Here is a 23,117-nt window from a genome sequence, read left to right as displayed (position 1 = left end):
CCCTTCCCGGCGTTCCCGGCCTCTCACGCCTGCAATGAGGGGCGCCGGACGCCCCGAAGGAGACATGTCATGACCGCCGAACGCGGTGTCCGCATCCTCGCCGGGACCTTCGTCCTCGCCTCGCTCCTGCTGGGCGTCGAGGCCAGCCCGCTCTTCGTGAGCGCCCGGTGGCTCTGGCTCACCGTCTTCGTGGGCGCGAACCTGTTCCAGAGCGGCTTCACCGGCTTCTGCCCGGCCGAGATCATCATGCGCAAGGCCGGCCTGCGCGGCGCCCCCGTCCCCGCGTCCTCGCAGCGCTGAGCCCCCGCCGCACGCAGGCCGGGCCCGCCCGCCGCCCGGCGGGCCGGGTCCGGCCTGCGCTCCGCGTTGACGCGCCCGGCCGGCAGCGCTAAACGCGCGGACGACCATGCGCCGGACCCACCGCGGACTCACCGTCGTCGCCCTGCTCCTGGGGATGTTCCTCGCCGCGATGGAGATGACGGTCGTCTCGACCGCCATGCCATCGGTGGTCGGGGAGCTGGGCGGGCTGGCGCTCTACGCCTGGGCCTTCGCCGCCTACATGCTCACCGCCACGGTGAGCGTGCCCATCTACGGCAAGCTCGCCGACCTGAAGGGCCGCAAGGTGGTGATGCTGTTCGGGCTCGCGCTGTTCGTGGCGAGCTCGATCGCCTGCGGGATGGCCCGGTCGATGGAGGCGCTGGTGGCCGCGCGGGCGCTGCAGGGCCTGGGCGCCGGCGCCATCCAGCCCGTGACGCTGACCATCGCCGGCGACCTGTTCGAGCCGGAGGAGCGCGCGCGCATCCAGGGCGTGTTCGGCGCGGTCTGGGGCATCGCCGGCCTGGTCGGCCCGCTGCTCGGCGGGGCGATCGTGCACCTCGCCTCCTGGCGCTGGGTCTTCTGGCTGAACGTGCCGTTCGGCCTCGGCTCGGCGCTGGTGCTGGCGCTCGTCTACCACGAGCGGCCCGAGCGCCACGCCCACAAGCTCGACGTGGCCGGGGCGGCGCTGCTCTCGATCGCGGTGGTCTCCGCGCTGCTCGCGGTGCGCTCGCCCGCCGCCGGGCTGCTGGCGCTGCCGCTCGGCGCCGCCGCGCTGGCGGCGTTCCTGGCGGTGGAGCGGCGGGCGCCCGAGCCGCTCCTCCCGCTCGACCTGTTCCGCGACCGGATCATCGCGGTGTCGTCCGCGGCGAACGCGCTGCTCGGCGCGGCGATGCTGGGCATGGTCACGTTCGTCCCGCTCTGGGTCCAGAGCGTGCTCGGCGGGACGCCCACGCAGGCGGGCAGCGCCATCGCGCCCATGGCGGTCGGGTGGCCCATCTGCAGCGCGCTGTCCGGACGGCTCCTCCCGCGCACCGGCTACCGCGCGCTGGTCCGGGCCGGCATGGGCCTCACCGCGCTCGCGGCGGTGGCGCTCGCGCTGCTGCTCCGCCCGGGCGTGCCGCTCCTCCTGCCCCAGGCGCTCGCGTTCGCGTACGGGGCCGGCATGGGCCTGGCCTCCACGCCGCTCGTCATCGCGGTGCAGGCCAGCGTGCCCTGGAACCGGCGCGGGGTCGCGACCGCCACCACCATGTTCTTCCGCACCATCGGCGGCACGCTCTCGGTGGGGGTGCTCGGCGGCGTGCTCGCGCACGCGCTCGCGGGCGGCGGCGCCGACGCGGCGCTGGTGTCGCGGCTGCTCGGGCCGGAGCGGGCGTCGATCGAGGCGAGCGTGCTCGCGCCGCTCGCGGGGGCGCTGCAGGGCGCCATGGGCACCATCTTCGCCTCGGTGGCGGTGATCGCCGGCGCCGCCTTCGCCGTGGCGCTGCGCTTCCCGCGCCTCGCGCTGGCGGCGCGGACCCCGGAGCGCGCCGGCGCGGGGGCCCCTCCGGCGCCGGACCGCCCGTGAGCCGGCCGCCCCGCGACGTCGCGACCCTGTTCGCCACCCGGGCCGTCCGGCTGTTCGCGTACGGCCTGCTCTCGGTCGTGCTGGTGCTGCACCTCGAGGCGGCCGGGCTCGACCAGCCGCGCATCGGCGCGCTCCTCACGCTCACCCTGCTCGGCGACACCGCGCTCTCGCTCTGGATCACCACCCGCGCCGACCGGATCGGCCGCCGCCGCATGCTCGTCGCCGGCGCGCTCCTCATGGTGCTCGCGGGCGCCGCGTTCTCCGCCACCACCGCGTTCCCGCTGCTGCTGCTCGCCGCGACCGTCGGCGTGATGAGCCCGTCCGGCAACGAGGTGGGGCCGTTCCTCGCCATCGAGCAGGCGGCGCTCACCGAGGCGGTGCCCGCGCAGCGCCGCACCGCCACGTTCGCCTGGTACCAGCTGGCCGGCGCGCTGGCGACCGCGCTGGGCGCGCTCGCCGGCGGCGCGCTCGCCGGCGCCCTGCAGCGCCGCGGCCTCGCCCCGCTCGCCTCCTACCGCGCCGTCACCGCGCTGTACGGGGCGCTCGGGCTCGTGCTCGCCGCGACGTTCCTGTGCCTCACCCCGCGCGTCGAGACCGCCCCCCGCCCGGCCGCCTCGCCGCGCGCCGCGTTCCTCGGGCTGCACCGCTCCCGGCGCACCGTGCTGGAGCTGTCCGCGCTGTTCTCGCTCGACGCGTTCGCGGGCGGGCTGGTGGTGCAGAGCTTCGTGGCCTGGTGGTTCCACCGCCGGTTCGGCGCCAGCCCCGCCACCATCGGCGCGATCTTCTTCGGGGCGAACGTGCTCGCCGGGATCTCGGCGCTGTCCGCCTCGGCCATCGCGCGGCGCATCGGGCTCGTGAACACCATGGTGGCGACGCACCTGCCCTCGAACCTGCTCCTGGCGCTGGTGCCGCTCATGCCCACGCTGCCGCTCGCCATCGGCGTGCTGCTGCTGCGCTTCTCCATCTCGCAGATGGACGTCCCGACGCGCCAGTCCTACACGGTCGCGGTGGTGGATCCGGACGAGCGCTCCGCCGCGGCGGGGGTGACCGGCATCGCGCGGACGGTGGGCTCGGCGCTCGCCCCGGTGCTGGCGGGCCCGCTCTACGCCGGCGCCGGCGCTCTGGCGAGCGTCCCCTTCCTGCTCTCGGGCGGCCTCAAGGTCCTCTACGACCTGCTGCTCTGGCGGCGCTTCCGCGCGCTGCGCCCGCCCGAGGAGCGGTGAGCGGCGCGGGGCGGCGCGCCGCGCGGGCCCGGGTCAGAACCCCTGCGCGATCCGCACTCCGGCCGCGAACGCGTCGAGGCGCTGGCGCTCGCCGAACAGGTGCGGGCGCAGCACGGTGAAGCGCCCCTCCACGCCGAGCGAGGTGTGGCGCCCCACCGGCACCATGGCCGCGAGCGCGGCCCAGCCGCCGAGCGACGCGTCCTCCTCCTTCTCGCTCGTGACCGCGGTGGTGGCGCCGCTGGCCACGTCGCGCTCCGCGCTCACGAAGTGCACCGCGACGCCGGCCGCGGCGGAGAGCTCCACCGGGCCGACGGGCAGGAACGCGCGCAGCCCGCCGCCCACCGGCACGTCCCACAGCCGCGGCTCCACGGTGCGCTCCACCCCGGACGCGTCGCGCACCGCCGCCGCGGTCGACGACGGGCGGGCCACGCCCGCGCCCATCTCGGCGCCGAGCCAGCGGAGCAGGCGGATGCCGAGGGTGAGCTCGCCCTCGGGGCCGGGGTCGAGGCCGGCCATGGACGGGCCGGCCGGGATCCACGCGCCGGCGCGCAGCGTCAGCACCTGCGCGTCGGGGCCGTCGTCGTCGGCCCGGGCGGCCGGGGCGGCGAGGACGGCGAGGACGGCGGCGAGGCAGGCGGCGGCGGGCGGTCTCATGCGGGCGAGCGTGGCACGGACCGGGGCCGCCGTCACGCGCGGCGCGCGGCGGCGAAGCCGCGCTCGAGGTCGGCGCGGAGGTCGTCCACGGCCTCGATCCCGGCCGAGACGCGGATGAACCCGTCCGCGATCCCGAGCGCCTCGCGCGTCTCCTTCGGCACCGAGGCGTGGGTCATGATGGCGGGGTGCTCGATGAGGCTCTCCACGCCGCCGAGCGACTCGGCGCACGCGAAGATCCGCACGTGCTCGAGGAACGCCCGCGCCGCCGGCAGCCCGCCGCGGATCACGAACGTGAGCATGCCGCCGAAGCCCTTCATCTGGCGGGCGGCGAGCGCGTGCTGCGGGTGCGAGGCCAGGCCGGGGTAGGTGACCCGCTCCACCTGCGGGTGGCCCTCGAGGAAGCGCGCCAGCGCCAGCGCGTTCTCGGCGTGCCGCTGCATGCGGACGTGCAGCGTCTTCAGGCCGCGCAGCACCAGGAAGCTGTCGAGCGGGCCGGGCACGCCGCCCACCGCGTTCTGCAGGAACGCGAGCCGCTCGTGCAGCGCGTCGTCGGAGGTTACCACCGCCCCGCCGATCACGTCGGAGTGGCCGTTCAGGTACTTGGTGGTGGAGTGGGCGACGACGTCGATGCCGAGCTCGAGCGGCCGCTGGAAGTACGGGGTGGCGAAGGTGTTGTCCACCACCGTGCGTGCCCCGTGCGCCTTCGCGATCCGCGCCACCTCGGCGAGGTCCACGATCTTCAGCATCGGGTTGGTGGGGCTCTCGATCCACACCAGGCGCGTGTTCGGGCGCAGCCCGCGCTCCACGTTGCGCGGGTCGCTCATGTCCACGTGGGAGAACTCCAGCCCGTGGCGGCGGAACACCTTGTCGAAGATGCGGAAGGTGCCGCCGTACACGTCGTCGGAGGCGAGCACGTGGTCGCCCGACTGGAGCAGGTGGAGGATGGCGTCGGTGGCGGCGAGGCCGGAGGCGAACGCGAGCGCGTGCCGGCCGCCCTCCAGCGCCGCCAGGCAGCCCTGGAGCGCGTCGCGCGTGGGGTTGCGGGTGCGCGAGTACTCGAACCCCTTGTGCACGCCGGGCGAGGCCTGCACGTAGGTGGAGGACAGGTAGACCGGCGTCATGATCGCGCCGGTGGTCGGATCCGGCGCCTGGCCGGCGTGGATGGCGAGGGTGTCGAACCCGGGCTTCGTCTCGGCGTCGGCCATGGTCGCTCCGTGGGAGGGGCGGCGCGGCTAGCGGAGCCGCTGCGCCAGGAACTCGATGAGGTCGATCTTGGTGACGATGCCGGTCACCCGGTCGCCTTCCTTCACGACCGCCACGTGGTCGTCGTTGAAGATGTCGCGCAGGCGCGCGAGCGCCGTGTCGGGCTCCACCACGCCCTGCAGCGGCTGCACCAGCGGCTCGACCACCTCGGTGAGGCGGTGCTTCCCCTCGATGAGGAAGTTGAGCAGGTCGTACTCGTGGATCATCCCGATGGCGCGGCCGGTGTCGTCCACCACCGGCATCTGCGAGATGTCGTGCTCCTTCATCTTCTTCACCACCGCCTCGACCTTGTCGGTCTTGCGGGCGGAGATGACCTCGCCGCGGCGGCGGCCGAGCACGTCCTTCACGGTGGCCGCGGACACCGGGCCGCCGGCGCCCACCGGGAAGCCGTTGTCGCGCATCCACTCGTCCGAGTAGAACTTCGAGATGTAGGCGCGCCCGCCGTCGGGCAGCGGCACCACGATCACCTTGCCCTTGCCCAGCTCCTTCGCGAGCTTCACCGCGACGTGCACCGCCGCGCCGGAGGAGCCGCCGGCGAAGACGCCCTCCTCGCGGGCGAGCCGGCGCGCCATCACGAAGGCGTCGGCGTCGTTCACCTGGCGGACGTCGTCGAGGACCGAGAGGTCCATCGCGCCGCACATCATGTCCTCGCCGATGCCCTCCACCTTGTAGACGTGGGGGTGCGAGAGCTTCCCGGTCTTGAACATCGAGTGGTAGACGGAGCCGATCGGATCCACGCCGACGTTGAGGATGGCGGGGTCCTTCTCCTTGAAGAAGCGGCCGCAGCCGCTCATGGTCCCGCCGGTGCCCAGGCCGGCCACGAACGCGTCGAGCTTGCCGCCGGTCTGCTCCCAGATCTCCGGGGCGGTGAGCTGGTAGTGGGCCTCGACGTTGTCGAGGCTGTGGTACTGGTTCACGTAGAAGCTGTTCGGCGTCTCCGCCGCGATGCGCTTCGCCACCGAGTAGTAGCTGTCGGGCGAGTCGGCCGGCACGTTGGTCGGCGTCACGATCACCTTCGCGCCGAACGCCTTCAGCGTGTCCTGCTTCTCCTTCGACATCTTGTCCGGCATGGTGAACACGCAGCGGTACCCCTTCACCGCCGCCGCCATGGCCAGGCCCACCCCGGTGTTGCCGCTCGTGTTCTCGACGATGGTGCCGCCGGGCCGGAGCAGGCCGGAGCGCTCCGCCTTCTCGAGGATGTGCACCGCCATGCGGTCCTTGATGGAGCCGCCGGGGTTCAGGTACTCGAGCTTGACGAGCACGGTGGCGTCGTCCGGACCGGTGAGCTTCTGCAGGCGGACGAGCGGCGTGTGCCCGATCGCGGAGAGGACGGTCTCGTGGTAGGCCATGGGGGCTCCGGATCCGGAAAGATCGACGGGAATCCCGGCGTTATAGGCAGGCGGCGTGACCCGCGTCAACGCGCCGGGCCGGCCCGGCGCGAGCCAGAGGAGATGCCCACGGCATGAGCGAACCCATGGAGACCGAGGCCCGCGTGCGCGCGGCGGTGGCGCGCGCCACCGGCGAGGACGTCTCCCGCGCGCCGGTGCGGCGCCTGGCCGGCCACGCGTCGCTGCGCAGCTACTGGCGGGTCGGCGAGCTCCCGTGCTCGCACGTGGTCATGGTGATGCCGCCGGACGCGAAGCCGGAGGAGGTCACCAAGGGCGGCGCGCCCGCGGTGAACCCGTTCGTCGACGTGCAGCGCTACCTCGCCGGCCTGGGCGTGCGCGTGCCCGCCATCCTCTCCTTCGAGGAGGCCGAGGGGCTGATGGTGCTGGAGGACCTCGGGGACGACATGCTCGAGACGCGCCTGCTCGCCGGCGCGCCCCGCGCGCGCCTGTACGAGGACGCCATCGACCAGCTGGCCCGGCTGCGCGCCGCGGCCGAGGCCCGGCCGGGCGGGTGCGTCGCGTTCACCCGCGCGTTCGACGAGGAGCTGTACCGCTGGGAGCTGGACCACTTCCTGGAGTGGGGGCTCGAGGCCTGGAAGGGCGCGCGGCTCTCGGCGGCGGAGCGCGCGGTGGTCGATCGCGACTTCGACCGGATCGCCGCGGCGCTCGCGGCGGAGCCGCGCGGGTTCACCCACCGCGACTACCAGTCGCGCAACATCATGGTGCTGCCGTCCGGCGCGCAGGCGGTCATCGACTTCCAGGACGCGCTGCTCGGGCCCCGCCAGTACGACCTCGTGGCGCTGCTGCGCGACAGCTACGTGGAGCTCGAGCCCGAGCTGATCGACGCGCTCCTGCGCCGCTGGCTGGACCGGTTCGCCGCCGCGGGCGGCCCGCGCCTCGAGTACGGCCCGTTCCGCGCCACGTTCGACCTCCTCACCGTGCAGCGCAAGCTGAAGGACGCCGGCCGCTTCGTGTTCATCGACCGCGTGAAGGGGAACCCGGGCTTCCTGGTCTCCATCCCGGCCTCGCTGCGCTACGTGCGCGAGGCGTTCGCGCGCCGTCCCGAGCTGGCGGAGCTGCAGCGCGTCCTCGCGGCGCACGTGCCCGAGCTGGCGCCCTGACCCGCCCGCGGCGCCGGCCCACGGGCGGCGCGGCGCGCCATCACTGACAGAGCAAGAACGGGGCCGTCCCGGGGACCCTGGGTTGACCCATACCCGATCGCGGCTGGGCCGGTGAAACCTGCCCCGCGGGGTCCCAAGGCCGCGTGACCTGGGGCGTTCCGGCGCCCCACGTCCACCTGATGCGTGAGGCAAAGTGGCGCACCCGGATCGGGCCTCGGTTTGCACAGGGTGCCCGGCCGTTGGCGCGCCCGCGCCGGGAGGATGTGTGAGAGACCTGTCGATCCGAGTCCGGCTGCTCCTCGCCTTCGGCCTCATGGTGCTGACGACCGCCGCCGTGGCGGGGGCCGGCTACCGGGGCACCGAGCGCATCAGCGCCGCCACCGCCGAGATGCTCGGGGGCGACGCGCTCATGGCGCGGCACGCCGACGACGCGCGCGCCGCGGCGCTGGGCCTGCGCCGGTTCGAGAAGGACGTCCTCATCAACATCGAGGACGCCGCCGAGGTGGCCGACTACCAGCGGCAGTGGGACGGCGAGCTCGCGCAGCTCCGCGCCGCGCTCGCCGAGCTCGATCGGCTCGCCGGCGAGGACGACCGGGCGCGGCTCGCGGCGATCCACCGCGACCTCGACGCCTACACCACCGGCATGTCGCGCCTGCTCGGCGAGATCCGCGCCGGCAAGCACGGCTCGACCGACTCCGGCAACGCCGCGGCAGCCGCCTTCAAGGCGCCGGCGCGCGCGGTGGTGGAGGCCTCCGACGTGCTCGCAGAGGAGCACCACCGGCAGATGCAGTCGCGCGCGGACGTGGTGGGGGCGGTCGCGTCCTCGGTCCGGACCACGCTCGCCTTCACGCTCGTGATCGCGGTGCTGTTCGGCGGCGTGCTCAGCGTGGTGATCACGCGCTCGGTGGTGACGCCGGTGGGCGGCGTGGTCGCCGCGCTCGAGCGGATGGCGCAGGGCGACCTGCGCGAGCTCCCCACGGTGGATCGCGCCGACGAGGCCGGCCGGCTCCAGGCGGCCATGCGCGCCACCGCCGAGCGCATCACGACCGTGATCGCCGAGGTGCGCGGCGGCGCCGAGGCGCTCACCGGCGCGTCCGCGCAGGTGTCGGCCACGGCGCAGTCGCTCTCGCAGGGCACCGGCGAGCAGGCCGCCAGCGTGGAGGAGACCACCTCGTCGCTGGAGGAGATGAGCGCGTCGATCACGCAGAACGCCGAGGCCGCCCGGCAGTCGGAGGCGATGGCCAAGTCGGGCGTGAAGAGCGCCGACGCGGGCGGCGCCGCGGTGCGGGAGACGGTCGAGGCGATGCGCGCGATCGCCGAGCGGATCGGGATCGTCGAGGAGATCGCCTACCAGACGAACCTCCTCGCCCTGAACGCGGCCATCGAGGCGGCGAGGGCCGGCGAGCACGGCAAGGGCTTCGCGGTGGTCGCGACCGAGGTCCGCAAGCTGGCCGAGCGCGCCCAGAAGGCGGCGCAGGAGATCGGCGGGCTGGCGTCCTCCTCGGTGGCGGTGGCGGTGCGCTCCGGCGAGATGATCGCCGAGCTGCTCCCCGCCATCCGCAAGACGTCCGACCTGGTGCAGGAGGTGGCGGCCGCGTCGCAGGAGCAGTCGGCCGGGGTGTCGCAGGTGTCGAAGGCCATGTCCACGGTGGACCAGGTGACGCAGCGGAACGCCTCCGCCGCGGAGGAGCTGTCCTCCACCGCCGAGGAGATGGCCTCGCAGGCGGAGGCGCTGCAGCAGCTGATGGGCTTCTTCCAGCTCGCGGCCGACCACCGCGCCCACGGCCACGCCGTCCCGCGGCCGCAGCCAGCCGCCGTGCCGCACCTGCCCGCGCCGGCGCCGCTGCCGCGCCCCGTCGCGCGCCCGGCCCAGGCCGGGCCCGAGGCCCCCGCGCTCGCGGCGCGCAACGGGAAGGTCGCCGACGGCGAGTTCCGCAGGTTCTAGGCGGCCGGGGGCCGCGGGGCCCCGAGGTCGAAAAGAAACGGGCGGGCCCGGAGGGGCCCGCCCGCGCTGCTTCGGGGCGGCGTCGAGGAGGCGCCGCCGCCCGGGACGCTACTCGGCGCCGACGCCGAGGTAGGTGCGGAGCTTCTCGTCCTCGAACTTGTCCTGCGCGCCCTGGTCGGCGGTCACGAGGGACACCACGATGCCCGCGATGAACGCGGCCGACATCGAGAAGATGGCCGGGTTCTTCCAGGGCAGGATGCCGTAGGGCTTGCCGGCGGCGTCCAGGTGGTGGAACACCTCGCCCCAGACCGTGGGCGAGAGCAGGATCATGATGCAGGACGAGAACGCGCCCACCAGGATGGACCAGACCGCGCCCTGGGTGGTGAAGCGCTTCCAGACGATCGACATCAGCAGCGCCGGGAAGTTCGCGCTGGCGGCGATGGCGAACGCCAGGCCGACCATGAACGCCACGTTCTGGCCCTTGAAGAGGATGCCCAGGCCCACCGCGAAGATGCCGAACACCACCGTGGCGGTCTTGGCGGCCTTGACCTGCTCCTCCTCGGTCGCGTGCCCGCCCTTGATGACGTTCACGTAGATGTCGTGCGAGTAGGCCGACGCGCCGGCCAGCGTGAGGCCGGCCACCACCGCGAGGATCGTCGCGAACGCGACCGCGGCGATGAAGCCGAGGAAGCCGGAGCCGAGCAGCTGCTCCGCCAGGATCGGCGAGGCCATGTTGCCGCCCTTGTCGATCGAGGTGATGAACGCGCGCCCGCCGGGCGTGAGCACCGCCGCGCCGAAGCCGACGATCGGGATGATCAGGTAGAAGTAGCCGATGAGGCCGGTGGCGTAGAGCACCGACTTGCGCGCCGCCTTGGCGTCCGGGACCGTGTAGAAGCGCATCAGGATGTGCGGCAGGCCCAGCAGGCCGAACATGAGCGCGAGGCCCAGGGAGACCGCCTCCACCGGGTTCGCGACGAAGCCGCCCGGCTCGAGCGACTGCTGGCCGTACTGCGCCACCACCGCCTGGTACAGGTTGCCCGGGTTGAAGCCGAACTTCGCGAGCACGAGCCCGGTGAGGATGGTCACGCCGAACAGCAGCAGGCCGGCCTTGATGATCTGCACCCAGGTCGTGGCGAGCATGCCGCCGAACAGCACGTACGCGAGCATGACCACGCCGACGATGATCTCGGCGATCTCGTACTTCAGGCCGAACATGAGCTGGATGAGGGCGCCGGAGCCGACCATCTGGGCGATGGTGTAGAAGAGCACCGTCAGGATGCCGCCGATGGCCGCCGCGATGCGGACCGGCTTCTGGCGCAGGCGGAACGCGACCACGTCCGCGAAGGTGAACTTGCCCAGGTTGCGGAGCGGCTCGGCCACGAGGAACATGAGCGCCGGCCAGCCGACGAGCCAGCCGGTGGCGTAGATCATGCCGTCGTAGCCCTTCAGGGCGACCATGCCGGAGATGCCGAGGAACGACGCGGCGGACATGTAGTCGCCGGCGAGCGCGAAGCCGTTCTGGAGCGCCGACACGCTGCGGCCGGCGGCGTAGAACTCGGAGGAGGTCTTGGTCTTCTTGGCCGCGAAGTAGGTGATGACGAGCGTCACCGCCACGATCAGGAAGAAGAAGCCGATGGACGCGACGGTCGGCTTCCCGAGGGTGGTGGTCGCCTGGGGCGCCGCCTGCTGCGCCTGCTGGAGGATGAGCTGCTGGATCACGCCGAGGTGGGTCATGGTCACGGGTCTCCTGGTGCGATCCGGGTCAGCGCTTCAGCTGCGACTTCAGCCGCTCGACCTCGGGGTCGTACGACTTGTTGGCCCAGCCCACGTAGTAGGCGGTGAGCAGCCAGGCGAAGATGATCACCGCGACGCCGAGCGGGATCGCGAGCGTGGTGACCTCGCCGACCTTGGTCGTGACGAGCGCCTTGTTCGTCGCGAGCAGCAGGATGAAGCCGTAGTAGCCGACGAAGAGCAGGGCGAGCAGCACCATGCTGACGCTCCACCGCTTCTTCACGAGGGCCTTGAAGTCGGGGGAATCGAGGACCTGGAGCGCGCTCTTGTGGCCCTTTGGTTCCGTGCTGGGACCGCTCCGTGCCGGTTCTGCCATTTGACTCTCCTTGGATGCCTGCGCGAACGCGCCGGGCGTCTCTCGAAAGTGCAGTGCGACAAGTCAGCCGGGCTTCTCCCCGAGGACCTCGATTGCGTGGGGAGCTCGCACATCGTGGGTTCGGGTGTTTCGAGCGGCAAGCCTACAGCACGAAATGCGCGAACGATAGAGGCGCCCGCGCACAAAATTGCGCGAATTGCTGACCTCGGTCAATCGACGTCGCCGGTTCGGGTCGATGATTCGCGCGCGACGCACCGCTTGCGCGAACGCTTTGCGTTTCCCCCGGGTCAATACGCACGGAGCGTGAGATTGCGGCGGCGGATCGGGGGAGGCAGGCGGCCGCACGCCCGGTCGCTGGCGCAACGCTGGCGCCGCGCGGCCGCACGGCCTGCGCTTGCTATGCTGGCCCGCGGGGCCGGACCGGCGGTCCGCCGCGGCCACGCGGCTCGGGGGTGGGCATGAGGCTGGCGCTGTTCGCCGACGTGCACGCGAACCTGGAGGCGCTCACCGCCTGCCTCGCGCACGCGGAGGCGGCGGGCGTGGACGGCCACGCGTTCCTCGGCGACCTGGTGGGCTACGGCGCGGATCCGGTGGCGGTGCTCGAGCTGGTGCAGGCGCACGCGGAGCGCGGCGCGCTGGTGGTGCTCGGCAACCACGACGCCGCGGTGCTCGAGGCGCGCGAGGCGGCCACCATGAACCCCACCGCCGAGGAGGCGGTGCGGTGGACCCGCGAGCGGCTCGGGCCGGCCGCGCGCGCGTTCCTGGCCGGCCTGCCGCTGGTGATCCGGCGCGATCCGCTGGTGCTGGTGCACGCCAGCGCCGACGCGCCGGGGGAGTGGGCCTACGTGACCGACCCGCTGCACGCGCAGCGGAGCCTGGCCGCGGCGGGCGCGCCCTACGTGTTCTGCGGGCACGTCCACGAGCCGGTGCTCTACTACACCGGCGCCGCCGACCGGCCGGTGGCGTTCCGGCCCGTCCCCGGGGTGGCCATCCCGGCCCCGCCCCGCCGCCGCTGGCTCGCGGTGGTGGGCTCGGCGGGCCAGCCCCGCGACGGGAACACCGCGGCGTGCTACGCCATCGTGGACGTGGCGCGCGCGTCCATCACCTTCCACCGCGTCCCCTACGACTGGCCGGCCGCCGCCGCCAAGGTGCGCGCGGCCGGGCTGCCCGAGCGGCTCGCGCAGCGCCTCGCGCACGGGGAGTGAGCCCAGTGAGCGACCTGCCCGGGCCCGGCGACGTGGTGGACGGCTTCCGCATCGGCGAGCGCTTCCACGCGGGCGGCATGGGCGTCATCTACCGGGTCACCGGCCCCGACCCCGGCTTCCCCATGATCATGAAGATCCCCCGGCTCGGCCCGGGGGAGCCGGCCAGCAGCGTGATCTCCTTCGAGGTGGAGCAGACGGTGCTCGCCGCGCTGAAGGGGCCGCACGTGCCGCGCTTCGTGGCCGCCGGCGACCTGGAGCGGCAGCCGTACCTGGTGATGGAGGAGGTCCGCGGCCGCTCGCTCAAGGAGTGGGTCGCCGACGGGCCGGTCCCGCTCGACGAGGTGGTGCGCATCGGGATCGCGCTCGCCACCGCGCTCCACGACCTGCACCAGCAGGAGGCGATCCACCTCGACCTGAAGCCGGCGAACGTGGTGTTCCGGCCCACCGGCGAGGCGGTGCTGGTGGACTTCGGGCTCGCGCACCACGCCCACTACCCGGACCTGCTCGCCGAGGAGTTCCGGCGCCCCATCGGCTCGGCGCCGTACATCGCGCCGGAGCAGGTGGTCGGCGCGCGCAGCGACCCGCGCAGCGACCTGTTCGCGCTCGGGGCGGTGCTGTACGAGCTCGCCACCGGGCGGCTGCCGTTCGGCGCGCCCACCACGCCGGGCGGCCTGCGCCGGCGGCTGTACCGCGACCCGACCCCGCCGCGGGCCCTGGTGCCGGCGCTGCCGGAGTGGTTCCAGGAGCTCGTGCTGCGGTGCCTCGAGCCGGACGCGAGCCGCCGCCACGCCTCGGCGGCGCAGGTCGCGTTCGACCTGGCGCACCCGGACCAGGTGGCGATCACCGAGCGCGGGCGGCGCCGCCGCGCCGCCGGGCCGCTCACGGTGCTGCGGCGCTGGATCAAGGCCGCCGGCTACGAGCCGGCGCCGCTGGCGCTCCCGTCCACCGAGCTGTCCGGGGCGGCCATCGTGCTGGCCTGCATCGCCACGCAGCACACCAACGAGGCGCAGTTCGAGGCCATCCGCCAGACGGTGCGGCGGCTCCTGTCGCTGCAGGACGCGCGGCGGCTGGCGGTGGCCACGGTGATCCGGCCCACCCCGGAGCTGGGCGGCTCGAGCGCCCACGAGACCGCCGCGCACCAGCGCATCAAGCACCTGGCGCTGCTGCGCCACTGGGCCGAGCCGCTGGCCCTCGAGGCCGGGCAGGTCTCGCTCCACGTGATCGAGTCCGGCGATCCGGCGCAGGCGCTGGTGGACTACGCGCGCGCCAACGGGGTCGAGCACCTCGTCATCGGCGCGCCTCCGCCCGACGTGCCGCTGCGCGGGATCCTCGGCACCGTCGCGACCAAGGTCGCGCTCGAGGCGCCCTGCACCGTGACGCTGGTGCGCCCGCCGGGCCGCCGCTGAGCGCGGGCCGCGCAGCGGCGCCTCCGGAAAGGGAAAGGGCCGGACGCGCGGGATGGCACGTCCGGCCCCGGCACATGTGCGGCGACTACCTGCTGGTGACCTTCGCCACTCCCCAGATGACGAGGCCCAGCACGGCCAGGCCACCGGCCATCATCCCGAACTGCGCGCCGCTCATGTGCATCTCGCCCATGGACGCGGTGCCGGAGTCGCCGCTGGCGCGGGCTGCGCTGGCGGCCGGGGCGGCCGCCAGCGCGACGAGGCTACGGGTCACGGTCCGCGCCGGCGCTACGAGTCGTGGTGGATGTCGCGATCCTTGGTCTCGGGCATGAAGAGGGTGCCGAGGACCGCGGTGATGAGCGCGATGACGATGGGGTACCAGAGGCCGTAGTAGATGTCGCCGCTGGCGGCGACCATCGCGAACGAGATGGTCGGCAGGAAGCCGCCGAACCAGCCGTTGCCGATGTGGTACGGCAGCGACATCGAGGTGTAGCGGATGCGAGCCGGGAAGAGCTCGACCAGCCACGCCGCGATCGGCGCGTACACCATGGTCACGTAGATGACCAGGATCGTCAGGAGCAGCACGACCATCGGGTAGTTCACCCGGCTCATGTCGGCCTTGGCGGGGTACCCGGCCGTCGTGATGGCGCCGCCGAGCGCCTTCTCGAACGCGGCGTTCTGCGTCTTGAAGTCGGCCGGCGAGAGCGTGTTGCCGGCGAAGCTCGCGACGGTCACCTCGCCGATCTTGACGGTGGCGACGGTGCCCGCGGGCGCCTCCTCGTTGCGGTACGGCACGCCCTTCTTCGCGAGCGACGCCTTGGCGACGTCACAGGACTTCGTGAACTTCGCCTTGCCGATCGGGTCGAACTGGAAGCTGCAGTCCTTGGGATCGGCGACCACCGTGACCGGGTTCGACTCCTGCGCGTGCTCCAGCGCCGGGTTGGCGTACTTGGTGATGCCCTTGAAGATCGGGAAGTAGGTCAGCGCGGCGAGCACGCAGCCCGCCATGATGATCCGCTTGCGGCCGATCTTGTCGGAGAGCGTGCCGAACACGATGAAGAACGGCGTGCCGATGAGCAGCGAGGCCGCGATCATGTAGTTCGACGCGGTCGGGTCCACCTTCAGCGTCTGCTGGAGGAAGAACAGCGCGTAGAACTGGCCCGTGTACCAGACCACCGCCTGGCCGGCGACGCCGCCGAACAGCACCATCAGCACGATCTTCAGGTTGTTCCAGCGGAGGAAGGACTCGGTGAGCGGCGCCTTGGAGGACTTGCCCTCCTCCTTCATCCGCTTGAACACCGGGGACTCGTTCAGCTGGAGGCGGATGTAGACGGAGATGCCGAGCAGGATGATCGAGAGGAGGAACGGGACGCGCCAGCCCCACTTCTCGAACGCCTCGTTCCCCAGGCCGATGCGGGTGCCGAGGATGATGAGGAGCGAGAGGAACAGGCCGAGGGTGGCGGTGGTCTGGATCCAGCTCGTGAAGTTGCCGCGGCGGCCCGGGGGCGCGTGCTCGGCCACGTAGGTGGCCGCGCCGCCGTACTCACCGCCGAGCGCGAGGCCCTGCAGCATGCGCATCGAGATGAGGATGATGGGCGCCAGCACGCCGATCGTGGCGTAGCTGGGGAGCATGCCGACGATGGCCGTCGAGCCGCCCATGATGAGGATGGTGAGGAGGAAGGTGTGCTTCCGGCCGATCATGTCGCCGAGCCGGCCGAACACCACCGCGCCGAAGGGCCGCACGGCGAAGCCGGCGGCGAAGGCGAGGAGCGCGAAGATGAAGCCGGTGCGCTCGTCCACGCCTGCGAAGAACTGCTTGCTGATGATCGCCGCGAGCGAGCCGTACAGGTAGAAGTCGTACCACTCGAAGACGGTGCCGAGGGACGACGCGAAGATGACCATCTTCTCTTCGCGGGTGATGCCGGCGCGTGCGCCGGAATCGGGGGGGACGGGTCGGACAGGGGATGCCGACGACACGGACATTTTCTTCCTCCACGGTGAGGTTGGGACGCCAGCCGCGTGGCCTGAGGTACGAGGTAGCACACCGGATTCGGCGTTTACAACGGCCAACGCGCAAATACCGCGCATGGCGCAGTCCCTGCGCGCACGAACTGCGATGAAACCCCCATGTTGGTTGCGTGAATTATCGCGCAGGTACGCCGAGTTGGGTCGTTGACGCAGCGCGTATGCGCAAGAGGTGCACGGGCCGGACGAATGTTGCGCCCGGCCGGGGCGAGGCGGCCGGATCCGGCGTCCCGGCAGAGGCCAGAACGCCGCAGGCGGGGTAGTCTCGGGCCCGGACGTCCGGACGCCGCGCGGGAGGGCTCGCATGGAACGGGATCGCCGGGACGCGTACTGGAGGGCCAACCTGCGCACCGTCGCCGCGATCCTGGCGATCTGGTTCGCGGTGTCGTGCGGCGCCGCCATCCTGTTCGCCGACGCGCTCGACGCGTTCCACCTCGGCGGCTTCCCGCTCGGCTTCTGGTTCGGGCAGCAGGGCGCGGAGCTCGTGTTCGTGCTGCTGGTGGCGGCCTACGTCGCGATCGCGAACCGGCTCGACCGCGCCCACGGCGTGTTCGAGGACTGAGGCGTGGGCCCCGTCGCCTGGACCTGGGTGCTGGTCGCCGCGTCCTTCGCGCTCTACGCGCTCGCCGGCCTGTGGGGCCGCGCGCGGACCACCAGCGCGTACTACGTCGCGGAGAAGCAGGTCAGCCCGCTGCTGAACGGGATGGCCACCGGCGCGGACTGGATGTCCGCGGCGTCGTTCATCTCGATGGCCGGCGTGGTGGCGCTGCTCGGGCGCGACGGCTCGATCTTCCTGATGGGCTGGACCGGCGGCTACGTGCTGCTGGCGGTGCTGCTCGCCCCGTACCTGCGCAAGTACGGCAAGTACACGGTCCCGCAGTTCGTGGGCGAGCGCTACTACTCGCGCTCGGCGCGGGGCGTGGCCGTGGTGTGCGCGGTGTTCGTCTCGTTCACCTACGTGGCCGGGCAGATGCGCGGGGTGGGGGTGGTGTTCGCGCGCTTCCTGGACGTGCCGGTGGAGCGCGGCGTGCTGCTCGGCATGGCCATCGTGCTGTTCTACGCGGTGATGGGCGGGATGAAGGGCGTCACCTACGCGCAGGTGGCCCAGTACGTCGTCCTCATCGCCGCGTACCTGGTGCCGGCCATCTACGTGTCGATCATGCTCACCGGGAACCCGGTGCCGCAGCTCGGCCTCGGCGGGCGGGTCAGCGCGGAGGGCGCCCGGGTGCTCGGGGTCGAGCCGGGGGTGCACCTGCTCCAGGCGCTCGACCGGATCGGCGCGGACCTCGGCTTCGGCCGCTACACCGCCGGCACGCGGCCCCGCATCGACGTGCTGTTCAGCACGCTGGCGCTCATGATCGGCACGGCCGGCCTGCCGCACATCATCATCCGGTTCTTCACCGTGCCGAAGGTGCGCGACGCGCGCGCCTCCGCCGCCTGGGCGCTCCTGTTCATCGCGCTGCTCTACACCACCGCGCCCGCGGTGGCCGCCTTCGCCCGGGCCGGGGTGGTCCAGTCGCTGAACGGGAAGCGCCACGCCGACGCGCCGGCCTGGCTGGCGGACTGGGAGCGCACCGGCCTGGTGCGGTTCACCGACCGCGACGGCGACGGGGTGATGCGCGTCTCCGGCGACCCCGCCCGCAACGAGGTGCGGATCGACCCCGACGTGCTGGTGCTGGCGAACCCGGAGATCGCCGGGCTGCCGCCCTGGGTGGTGGGGCTGGTGGCGGCGGGCGCGCTGGCGGCGGCGCTCTCCACCGCGGCGGGGCTGCTCCTCGTCATCTCGGCGGCGGTGGCGCACGACCTCGTGAAGGGCATGTGGATCCCGCGCGTCTCGGAGCGCGGCGAGCTGGCCTGGGCGCGCGGCGCGGCCACCGTGGCGGTGCTGGTGGCGGGCTGGCTGGGCGTCCACCCGCCCGGCTTCGTGTCCGAGGTGGTGGCGCTCGCGTTCGGGCTGGCCGCCTCGTCGTTCTTCCCGGTGCTGGTGGCCGGCATCTTCTGGCGGCGCGCCACGCGCGAGGGCGCCATCGCCGGGATGCTGAGCGGGCTCGCGGTGACCACCGCGTACGTCCACTGGTTCAAGTTCTGGCACCCGGAGCTGGACGGCCCGGCGCACTGGTGGCTGGGGATCTCGCCGCAGGGGTTCGGGACGGTGGGGATGCTGGTGAACCTGGCGGTCCTGGTGGCCGTCTCCCTGCGCACGCCGGCCCCGCCGCAGGCGGTGCAGGACATGGTCACGAACCTCCGCTACCCGCGGGAGCCGGTGCGCCCGGCGCCGGCGCCCACCGCGCTCCGCGTGGGCGACCGCCGCTGACGGCCGCGGGCGGCGCCGTGACGCGGCCCGCGCGCCCCGCTATCCTCGCCGCATGGCCGCGCTCGACCCGGTCTCGTACCTGCGGGCGACGCCCCCGTTCCACGCGCTGCCGCAGCCGCTGTTCGACGCGGCGGCCGCGTCGCTGGAGGTGGGCTACTACCCGGCCGGCTCGCGGCTGGCGCGGGTGGGCGGCGAGCCGCTCGCGTACCTGTACGTCATCCGCAAGGGCGCGGTGCGGCTCGAGCGCGACGGCCAGCTCCTGCAGGTGCTCGAGGAGGGCGAGACCTTCGGCTACACCTCGCTCATCACGCGCAAGGCCACCATCGACGTGGTGGTCGAGGACGACCTGCTCGCGTACCGCCTGCCCGACGCCGAGTTCCAGCGCCTGCTCGGCGACGCGCAGTTCGCCTCGCACTTCGCGGTGGGCCTGGCCGAGCGGCTCAAGTCGAGCCTCGAGCACTCCGCCATCACCACCTTCCAGGCCGATCTCTCGCGCCAGGTGGGCGACCTGGTGCGCCGCGCGCCGGTCTGGATCGCGGCGGACGCCACCGTGGGCGACGCGGCGCGGCTGATGCGCGCGGAGGGCGTCTCCTCGGTGCTGCTCCGCGCCGACCCGCCCGCCATCGCCACCGACCACGACTTCCGCAACCGCGTGCTCGCCGAGGGGCTCGGGCCGGACACCCCGCTCGCGCGCATCGCCACCTCGCCGCTCCGGACCACCCCGGCCACCGCGCCCATCCACGAGGCCTGGGGCCTCGCGCTGGACGCCCGGGTGCACCACCTGCCGGTCACCCGCGGCGGCGACATCGTGGGCGTGCTCACCTCGGGCGAGCTGCTCCGCGCCTCGGCGCAGGGCCCCATGGCCGTGCTGCGCGGCGTGGAGCGCGTCTCGACGCGCGAGAGCCTGGCCGGCTACGGGCGGCGGGTGGCGGAGATGGCCGGGGCGCTGCTCGCCGGCGGGCTCGACGCCGCCGCGATCGCCGGGTTCGTGGCGCGCCTGAACGACGCGCTGGTGCACCGGATCCTGCGCTTCGCCGAGGCCGACCTGGGCGAGCCGCCCGCGCCCTACGCCTGGCTCGCGCTCGGCTCCGAGGGGCGCCGCGAGCAGACGCTGCTCACCGACCAGGACAACGCGCTCGTGTACGCGGACGAGGGCGAGGCGCGGCGCGCCTGGTACGAGGTGCTGGCCGAGCGCGTCAACGCGGACCTCGAGCTGGCCGGGTTCCCCGCCTGCCCCGGCGGCTACATGGCCCGCCGCTGGGTGGGGCCGGTGGCCGAGTGGCGCGGCCGGTTCGAGGCGTGGCTCGACGCGCCGGGGCCGCAGGCGCTGCTCGAGGCGGCCATCTTCTTCGACTACCGCCGGGTGGCCGGCCGGCTCGACCTCGCGCCGCTCGACGCGGTGCTGGCGACCGCGGTGGACCGCCCGGTGTTCCTGCGCTTCCTGGCCCGCGCCGCGCTCGGCTTCCGCCCGCCCGCGTCGCTGCTGCTGCGCCTGCGGGGCGGCTCCACCACCGTGGACCTGAAGCTGCAGGGCATCGCGGCGGTGGTGGCGGTGGCGCGCTGCTACGGCCTGGAGCTGCGGACCGAGGCGCGCGGGACGCTGGAGCGGCTGGAGGCCGCCCGCGACGCCGGCATCCTGGACGGCGACGCGGTCGCGGCGGCGGCGGAGGGGTTCCGGTTCCTGAACGGCCTGCGCCTGCGCCTCCAGCTCCGGGCCGTGGCCGAGGGCCGCCCGCCGTCCAACGAGGCGGCGCTGGCGGCGCTGAGCGCCATGGAGCGCTCGCGGCTCAAGGACGCGCTCCGGGCGGTGAAGACGCTCCAGGACCGCGCGGCCTTCCACTTCAAGACGGATTTCTGATCCGGCGGGGACTGCGTCCCCGCCCCGCCGCCCTGAGCCTGCCGAAGGCGTCGGGCCCCACCCGCGGCGGGCTGCTACCATCGCGCCGTGCTCTTCTCCTCGCCGCCCTGGGAGTCCGCCGTCTACTGGTCGCTCGACCTCGAGACCGGCGGCCTCGACGCGCGGCGCGACGCCATCCTCGCGGTCGGGATGCTCCCGGTGCGCGACGGGCACCTGCGGCTCGGCGAGGCGTACCGCACCCTGGTCCGCCCGGAGCAGGGGAAGGCGGTGAGCCCGCGGTCGGTGCAGGCGCACCAGCTCGTGGCCGGCGACACGCGCGGCGCGCCGGCGCTCGGCGAGGTCCTGCCGGAGCTCGAGCGCCGCCTCCGCGGCGCGGTGCTGCTCGTCCACCACGCGCCCATCGAGCTCGGCTTCCTGAAGCGCGCGTTCCGCGCGGCCGGGCTGCGCTGGCCGGGGCCGCCGGTGGTGGACACGGTGAAGCTGCTGCTCCGCCTCGACCAGCGCGAGCGGCGGCGCTTCCCGGAGCTGCCCGCAGACCCGCCGGTGCTGAACCTCTCGGCGGCGCGGCGCCGGCTCGGGCTCCCCGACTACCAGGCGCACGACGCGCTCACCGACGCGGTGGCCACCGCCGAGCTGTTCCTGGTGCTGCGCGAGGCGCTCGGCGCCCGGAGGCTGCGCGAGCTCACCTGACCGCCCGGTCACGGCGCCGCCGGGCCCGCCCCGCGGGCGCGCGCCGCCGCCAGCGCGCCGGCCGCGGCGAGGCCCACGCCCACCAGCGCCAGCTCCAGCAGCGCCGCCCCGGCGAACAGGGGGGCCACCGAGCCGAGCCGGTCGTAGGCGGCGCCGGAGAGCGCGAACCCGAGCCCGTTGCCGGCCCCGAACACCACCGCGCTGAACAGCGCCTGGCCGGTGGCGCGCAGCCTCGCCGGCACCACCTCCGCCATGCCCTTCATGGCCGCCGCCCAGAACAGCCCGAAGGTGAGGCCGTGCAGGAGCTGGAGGAGCACGATCGCGGCGGCGCCCTCGGCGCGCCAGAGCAGGGCCCAGCGCACGGCCGAGCCCAGGAACGAGGCCGCGAGCAGCCCGCGCAGCGAGAGGCGCCGCTCGAGCCGCGGGAACAGGAGGAGCACCCCGATCTCGGCGGCCACGCCCGCGGCGGTGCCGAGCCCGGTCACGTCGGCGGGCAGGCCGCGGTCGCGCACGTAGACGCCGAACAGCAGGTGGTAGGGCGCGCAGGCGGCCCAGTGCACCGCGCACGCGCCGAGCAGGAGCGGCAGCGCCGGCCGGCGGAGCAGGGCGAGCATGTCGCGCGGCCCCGGGCGATCGGCCTGCGGCGGCCCGGCGTGCGCGGGCAGGCGCCGCGCCGCCAGCGCGTAGCCCGCCACCAGCGCGGTCATGAGCGAGGGGACGAGCAGGTCGGCGGGGCGGTTGCCGCGCAGCGTGAGCGCGCGGCCGGCGGCGAGCGCCAGCACCACGAAGCCGATCGACCCGAACAGCCGCACCGACGCGTAGGACCGCTCCGGCCGCGCGCGGGTGTGCTCCAGGGTCACCGAGTCGAGCAGCGGCACGTAGGCGCGGTCCCCGAGCGCCGCGGCGAGCAGCACCGCGCCCACCGCCGCCGGCGTGCGCGCGAACGGCAGCGCCAGGACGCAGAGCGCGCTCCAGGCGGTGGCGAGGCGCAGCCCGCGCGCCGGGGTGGCGTGGCGGTCGGCGAACGTGGCCCAGGACATGGCCACCACCGGCGCGAGCAGCGACGGGATCATCTGCACCGCGCCGATCTGCTCGCCGCTGAACCCCAGGCCGCGCAGGTACGCGGCCAGGTACGGCTGCGCCACCCCCACGTTCCCGTAGTACAGGAAGTACATGAGCCGGAGTCGCGCCGCGGAGGCCATCGGTTAGACTCGCGTCTACCATGGGCGACCTCGCCGGGATGGTCCTCTGTGCCGGGCTCGGGACGCGGCTCCGGCCGCTCACCGCGCGCGTGCCGAAGCCGGCGGTGCCGGTGTGCGGGGTGCCGCTCGTCCGCTACGCGCTGGCGCTGCTGGCCGGGGCCGGCGTGCGCCGCGCGGTGGTGAACGTGCACCACCTGCCCGACGTCATGGCCGCGGAGGCCGAGGCGGCCGCGCGCGCGCTGGGGCTCTCGCTCACCGTGTCGCGCGAACCGGTCATCGCCGGGACCGGCGGCGCGCTCCGCGAGGCGCGGGCGGCGCTCCGGGGCGCGGACGAGCTCCTGCTCGTGAACGGGGACGTGCTGTTCGACGTGGACCTCGGCGCCGCGCTGGCCGCGCACCGCGGCTCCGGCGCGCTCGCCACCATGGTGCTGCTCCCCATGCCCGCCGGCGCGCGCTACGCGGCGGTGGAGGTGGACGCGGGCGGCGCGGTGCGGCGCATCGCCGGGCGGTACGGGCCGGGCGGGGAGGGGCTCGTGCCCTGGCACTTCTCCGGCGTGCACGTGCTCTCGGCGGCGCTGCTCGACGCGGTGCCGGCCGAGCCGTTCGAGGCGGACGTGAACCGCCACGTGTACCCGCCGCTCATGGCCTCCGGCGCCATCCGCGGCCACGTCGCCGCCGGCTACTGGAACGACCTCGGCACGCCGGAGCGCTACCTCGAGGCGAACCGCGACCTGCTCGCCGGCCGGGTGCCGCTGGCGCGCTTCCCGGGGGCGGAGCCGTTCGCCGGCGCGCCCCGGAGCGCTGCCGGGGATCCGCCATGCGCGGCCGGCGCGCGGG

At 74.0% G+C, this 23,117-nt stretch carries 20 protein-coding genes; 12 read left to right on the top strand and 8 right to left on the bottom strand.

The window, feature by feature from the left end; genetic code table 11:
- Positions 1–69 precede the first annotated feature (69 nt).
- The 3 genes from PSR1_RS08150 (at position 70) to PSR1_RS08140 (ending at position 3,105) form a co-directional block, all read left to right on the top strand.
- Positions 70–300 (top strand): DUF2892 domain-containing protein, encoded by a 231-nt coding sequence (locus PSR1_RS08150; protein WP_059437116.1) that lies wholly within the window; start codon positions 70–72, stop codon positions 298–300.
- 106 nt (positions 301–406) lie between these two features.
- On the top strand, positions 407–1,882 hold the full coding sequence (locus PSR1_RS08145) for an MDR family MFS transporter (RefSeq protein ID WP_059437115.1): 1,476 nt from the start codon (positions 407–409) through the stop codon (positions 1,880–1,882).
- Positions 1,879–3,105 (top strand): MFS transporter, encoded by a 1,227-nt coding sequence (locus PSR1_RS08140; RefSeq protein WP_059437114.1) that lies wholly within the window; start codon positions 1,879–1,881, stop codon positions 3,103–3,105. The genes PSR1_RS08145 and PSR1_RS08140 overlap by 4 nt, the downstream gene beginning before the upstream one ends.
- A gap of 33 nt (positions 3,106–3,138) precedes the next feature.
- On the opposite strand, the gene PSR1_RS08135 is transcribed toward PSR1_RS08140, so the two are convergent.
- The 3 genes from PSR1_RS08135 to PSR1_RS08125 are packed head-to-tail and all read right to left on the bottom strand — an operon-like array spanning position 3,139 to position 6,371.
- Positions 3,139–3,759 carry a hypothetical protein gene (locus PSR1_RS08135; protein WP_237757871.1) on the bottom strand — a complete coding sequence of 207 codons (621 nt, stop codon included), beginning with the start codon at positions 3,757–3,759 and terminating at the stop codon, positions 3,139–3,141.
- A gap of 32 nt (positions 3,760–3,791) precedes the next feature.
- Positions 3,792–4,964 carry a cystathionine gamma-synthase gene (locus PSR1_RS08130; protein ID WP_059437112.1) on the bottom strand — a complete coding sequence of 391 codons (1,173 nt, stop codon included), beginning with the start codon at positions 4,962–4,964 and terminating at the stop codon, positions 3,792–3,794.
- A 27-nt stretch (positions 4,965–4,991) separates the two neighbouring features.
- Entirely contained in the window at positions 4,992–6,371 is a 1,380-nt protein-coding gene (locus tag PSR1_RS08125) for a pyridoxal-phosphate dependent enzyme (protein WP_059437111.1), read from the bottom strand.
- 113 nt (positions 6,372–6,484) lie between these two features.
- On the opposite strand from PSR1_RS08125, the gene PSR1_RS08120 reads away from it, so the two are divergent.
- A complete protein-coding gene (locus tag PSR1_RS08120) occupies positions 6,485–7,531 on the top strand; it encodes an aminoglycoside phosphotransferase family protein (protein WP_082100172.1) in 1,047 nt (348 codons plus the stop codon).
- Between the two features lie 265 nt (positions 7,532–7,796).
- Complete coding sequence (locus PSR1_RS08115) at positions 7,797–9,476, top strand: methyl-accepting chemotaxis protein (RefSeq protein WP_059437109.1); 1,680 nt, start codon at positions 7,797–7,799, stop codon at positions 9,474–9,476.
- 108 nt (positions 9,477–9,584) lie between these two features.
- Here the strand turns inward: PSR1_RS08115 and PSR1_RS08110 are convergent, their stop codons facing one another.
- On the bottom strand, positions 9,585–11,210 hold the full coding sequence (locus PSR1_RS08110; protein ID WP_059437108.1) for a cation acetate symporter: 1,626 nt from the start codon (positions 11,208–11,210) through the stop codon (positions 9,585–9,587).
- Between the two features lie 28 nt (positions 11,211–11,238).
- Positions 11,239–11,583, bottom strand: a complete 345-nt coding sequence (locus PSR1_RS08105; protein ID WP_059437107.1) for a DUF485 domain-containing protein — start codon at positions 11,581–11,583, stop codon at positions 11,239–11,241.
- A 458-nt stretch (positions 11,584–12,041) separates the two neighbouring features.
- Here PSR1_RS08105 and PSR1_RS08100 point away from each other — a divergent pair, with 458 nt between their 5' ends.
- On the top strand, positions 12,042–12,788 hold the full coding sequence (locus PSR1_RS08100) for a metallophosphoesterase (protein ID WP_059437121.1): 747 nt from the start codon (positions 12,042–12,044) through the stop codon (positions 12,786–12,788).
- A gap of 5 nt (positions 12,789–12,793) precedes the next feature.
- Positions 12,794–14,194: a bifunctional serine/threonine-protein kinase/universal stress protein gene (locus tag PSR1_RS08095; RefSeq protein WP_059437106.1), complete on the top strand. Its 1,401-nt coding sequence runs from the start codon at positions 12,794–12,796 to the stop codon at positions 14,192–14,194.
- Between the two features lie 85 nt (positions 14,195–14,279).
- Here the strand turns inward: PSR1_RS08095 and PSR1_RS08090 are convergent, their stop codons facing one another.
- Both PSR1_RS08090 and PSR1_RS08085 read right to left on the bottom strand, forming a co-directional pair.
- The gene (locus PSR1_RS08090; protein WP_059437105.1) at positions 14,280–14,465 is read right to left on the bottom strand and encodes a hypothetical protein; all 186 of its coding nucleotides are present in this window, start codon (positions 14,463–14,465) and stop codon (positions 14,280–14,282) included.
- Positions 14,466–14,479: 14 nt separating this feature from the next.
- Entirely contained in the window at positions 14,480–16,174 is a 1,695-nt protein-coding gene (locus PSR1_RS08085) for an MFS transporter (protein ID WP_059437104.1), read from the bottom strand.
- 346 nt (positions 16,175–16,520) lie between these two features.
- Between PSR1_RS08085 and PSR1_RS08080 the strand changes: the two genes are divergently transcribed.
- The 4 genes from PSR1_RS08080 to PSR1_RS08065 all read left to right on the top strand — a co-directional run bounded on the left by PSR1_RS08080 (position 16,521) and on the right by PSR1_RS08065 (position 21,078).
- Positions 16,521–16,778 (top strand): DUF4212 domain-containing protein, encoded by a 258-nt coding sequence (locus PSR1_RS08080; RefSeq protein ID WP_059437103.1) that lies wholly within the window; start codon positions 16,521–16,523, stop codon positions 16,776–16,778.
- A gap of 3 nt (positions 16,779–16,781) precedes the next feature.
- A complete protein-coding gene (locus PSR1_RS08075) occupies positions 16,782–18,530 on the top strand; it encodes a sodium:solute symporter family protein (RefSeq protein WP_059437102.1) in 1,749 nt (582 codons plus the stop codon).
- A 52-nt stretch (positions 18,531–18,582) separates the two neighbouring features.
- Positions 18,583–20,388 (top strand): DUF294 nucleotidyltransferase-like domain-containing protein, encoded by a 1,806-nt coding sequence (locus PSR1_RS08070; RefSeq protein WP_059437101.1) that lies wholly within the window; start codon positions 18,583–18,585, stop codon positions 20,386–20,388.
- 87 nt (positions 20,389–20,475) lie between these two features.
- Positions 20,476–21,078 (top strand): 3'-5' exonuclease, encoded by a 603-nt coding sequence (locus tag PSR1_RS08065; protein ID WP_059437100.1) that lies wholly within the window; start codon positions 20,476–20,478, stop codon positions 21,076–21,078.
- An 8-nt stretch (positions 21,079–21,086) separates the two neighbouring features.
- On the opposite strand, the gene PSR1_RS08060 is transcribed toward PSR1_RS08065, so the two are convergent.
- Complete coding sequence (locus tag PSR1_RS08060; RefSeq protein WP_059437099.1) at positions 21,087–22,280, bottom strand: MFS transporter; 1,194 nt, start codon at positions 22,278–22,280, stop codon at positions 21,087–21,089.
- Positions 22,281–22,300: 20 nt separating this feature from the next.
- On the opposite strand from PSR1_RS08060, the gene PSR1_RS08055 reads away from it, so the two are divergent.
- A partial coding sequence (locus PSR1_RS08055) for a nucleotidyltransferase family protein (protein ID WP_059437098.1) occupies positions 22,301–23,117 on the top strand: 817 nt, incomplete at its 3' end.

Origin of the sequence: Anaeromyxobacter sp. PSR-1, assembly GCF_000964525.1 — a bacterium.
Lineage (GTDB): Bacteria > Myxococcota > Myxococcia > Myxococcales > Anaeromyxobacteraceae > Anaeromyxobacter.
Note: the sequence above shows the minus strand (reverse complement) of the source record. Positions and strands in the feature narration are given on the sequence as shown.

Bases quoted from the DNA above. Each gene is read 5' to 3' on its own strand.
- PSR1_RS08150 (WP_059437116.1), top strand. From the start codon at position 70: ATGACCGCCGAACGCGGTGTCCGCATCCTCGCCGGGACCTTCGTCCTC.
- PSR1_RS08145 (WP_059437115.1), top strand. From the start codon at position 407: ATGCGCCGGACCCACCGCGGACTCACCGTCGTCGCCCTGCTCCTGGGG.
- PSR1_RS08135 (WP_237757871.1), bottom strand. From the start codon at position 3,759: ATGAGACCGCCCGCCGCCGCCTGCCTCGCCGCCGTCCTCGCCGTCCTC.
- PSR1_RS08130 (WP_059437112.1), bottom strand. From the start codon at position 4,964: ATGGCCGACGCCGAGACGAAGCCCGGGTTCGACACCCTCGCCATCCAC.
- PSR1_RS08125 (WP_059437111.1), bottom strand. From the start codon at position 6,371: ATGGCCTACCACGAGACCGTCCTCTCCGCGATCGGGCACACGCCGCTC.
- PSR1_RS08120 (WP_082100172.1), top strand. From the start codon at position 6,485: ATGAGCGAACCCATGGAGACCGAGGCCCGCGTGCGCGCGGCGGTGGCG.
- PSR1_RS08110 (WP_059437108.1), bottom strand. From the start codon at position 11,210: ATGACCCACCTCGGCGTGATCCAGCAGCTCATCCTCCAGCAGGCGCAG.
- PSR1_RS08105 (WP_059437107.1), bottom strand. From the start codon at position 11,583: ATGGCAGAACCGGCACGGAGCGGTCCCAGCACGGAACCAAAGGGCCAC.
- PSR1_RS08100 (WP_059437121.1), top strand. From the start codon at position 12,042: ATGAGGCTGGCGCTGTTCGCCGACGTGCACGCGAACCTGGAGGCGCTC.
- PSR1_RS08085 (WP_059437104.1), bottom strand. From the start codon at position 16,174: ATGTCCGTGTCGTCGGCATCCCCTGTCCGACCCGTCCCCCCCGATTCC.
- PSR1_RS08080 (WP_059437103.1), top strand. From the start codon at position 16,521: ATGGAACGGGATCGCCGGGACGCGTACTGGAGGGCCAACCTGCGCACC.
- PSR1_RS08070 (WP_059437101.1), top strand. From the start codon at position 18,583: ATGGCCGCGCTCGACCCGGTCTCGTACCTGCGGGCGACGCCCCCGTTC.
- PSR1_RS08060 (WP_059437099.1), bottom strand. From the start codon at position 22,280: ATGGCCTCCGCGGCGCGACTCCGGCTCATGTACTTCCTGTACTACGGG.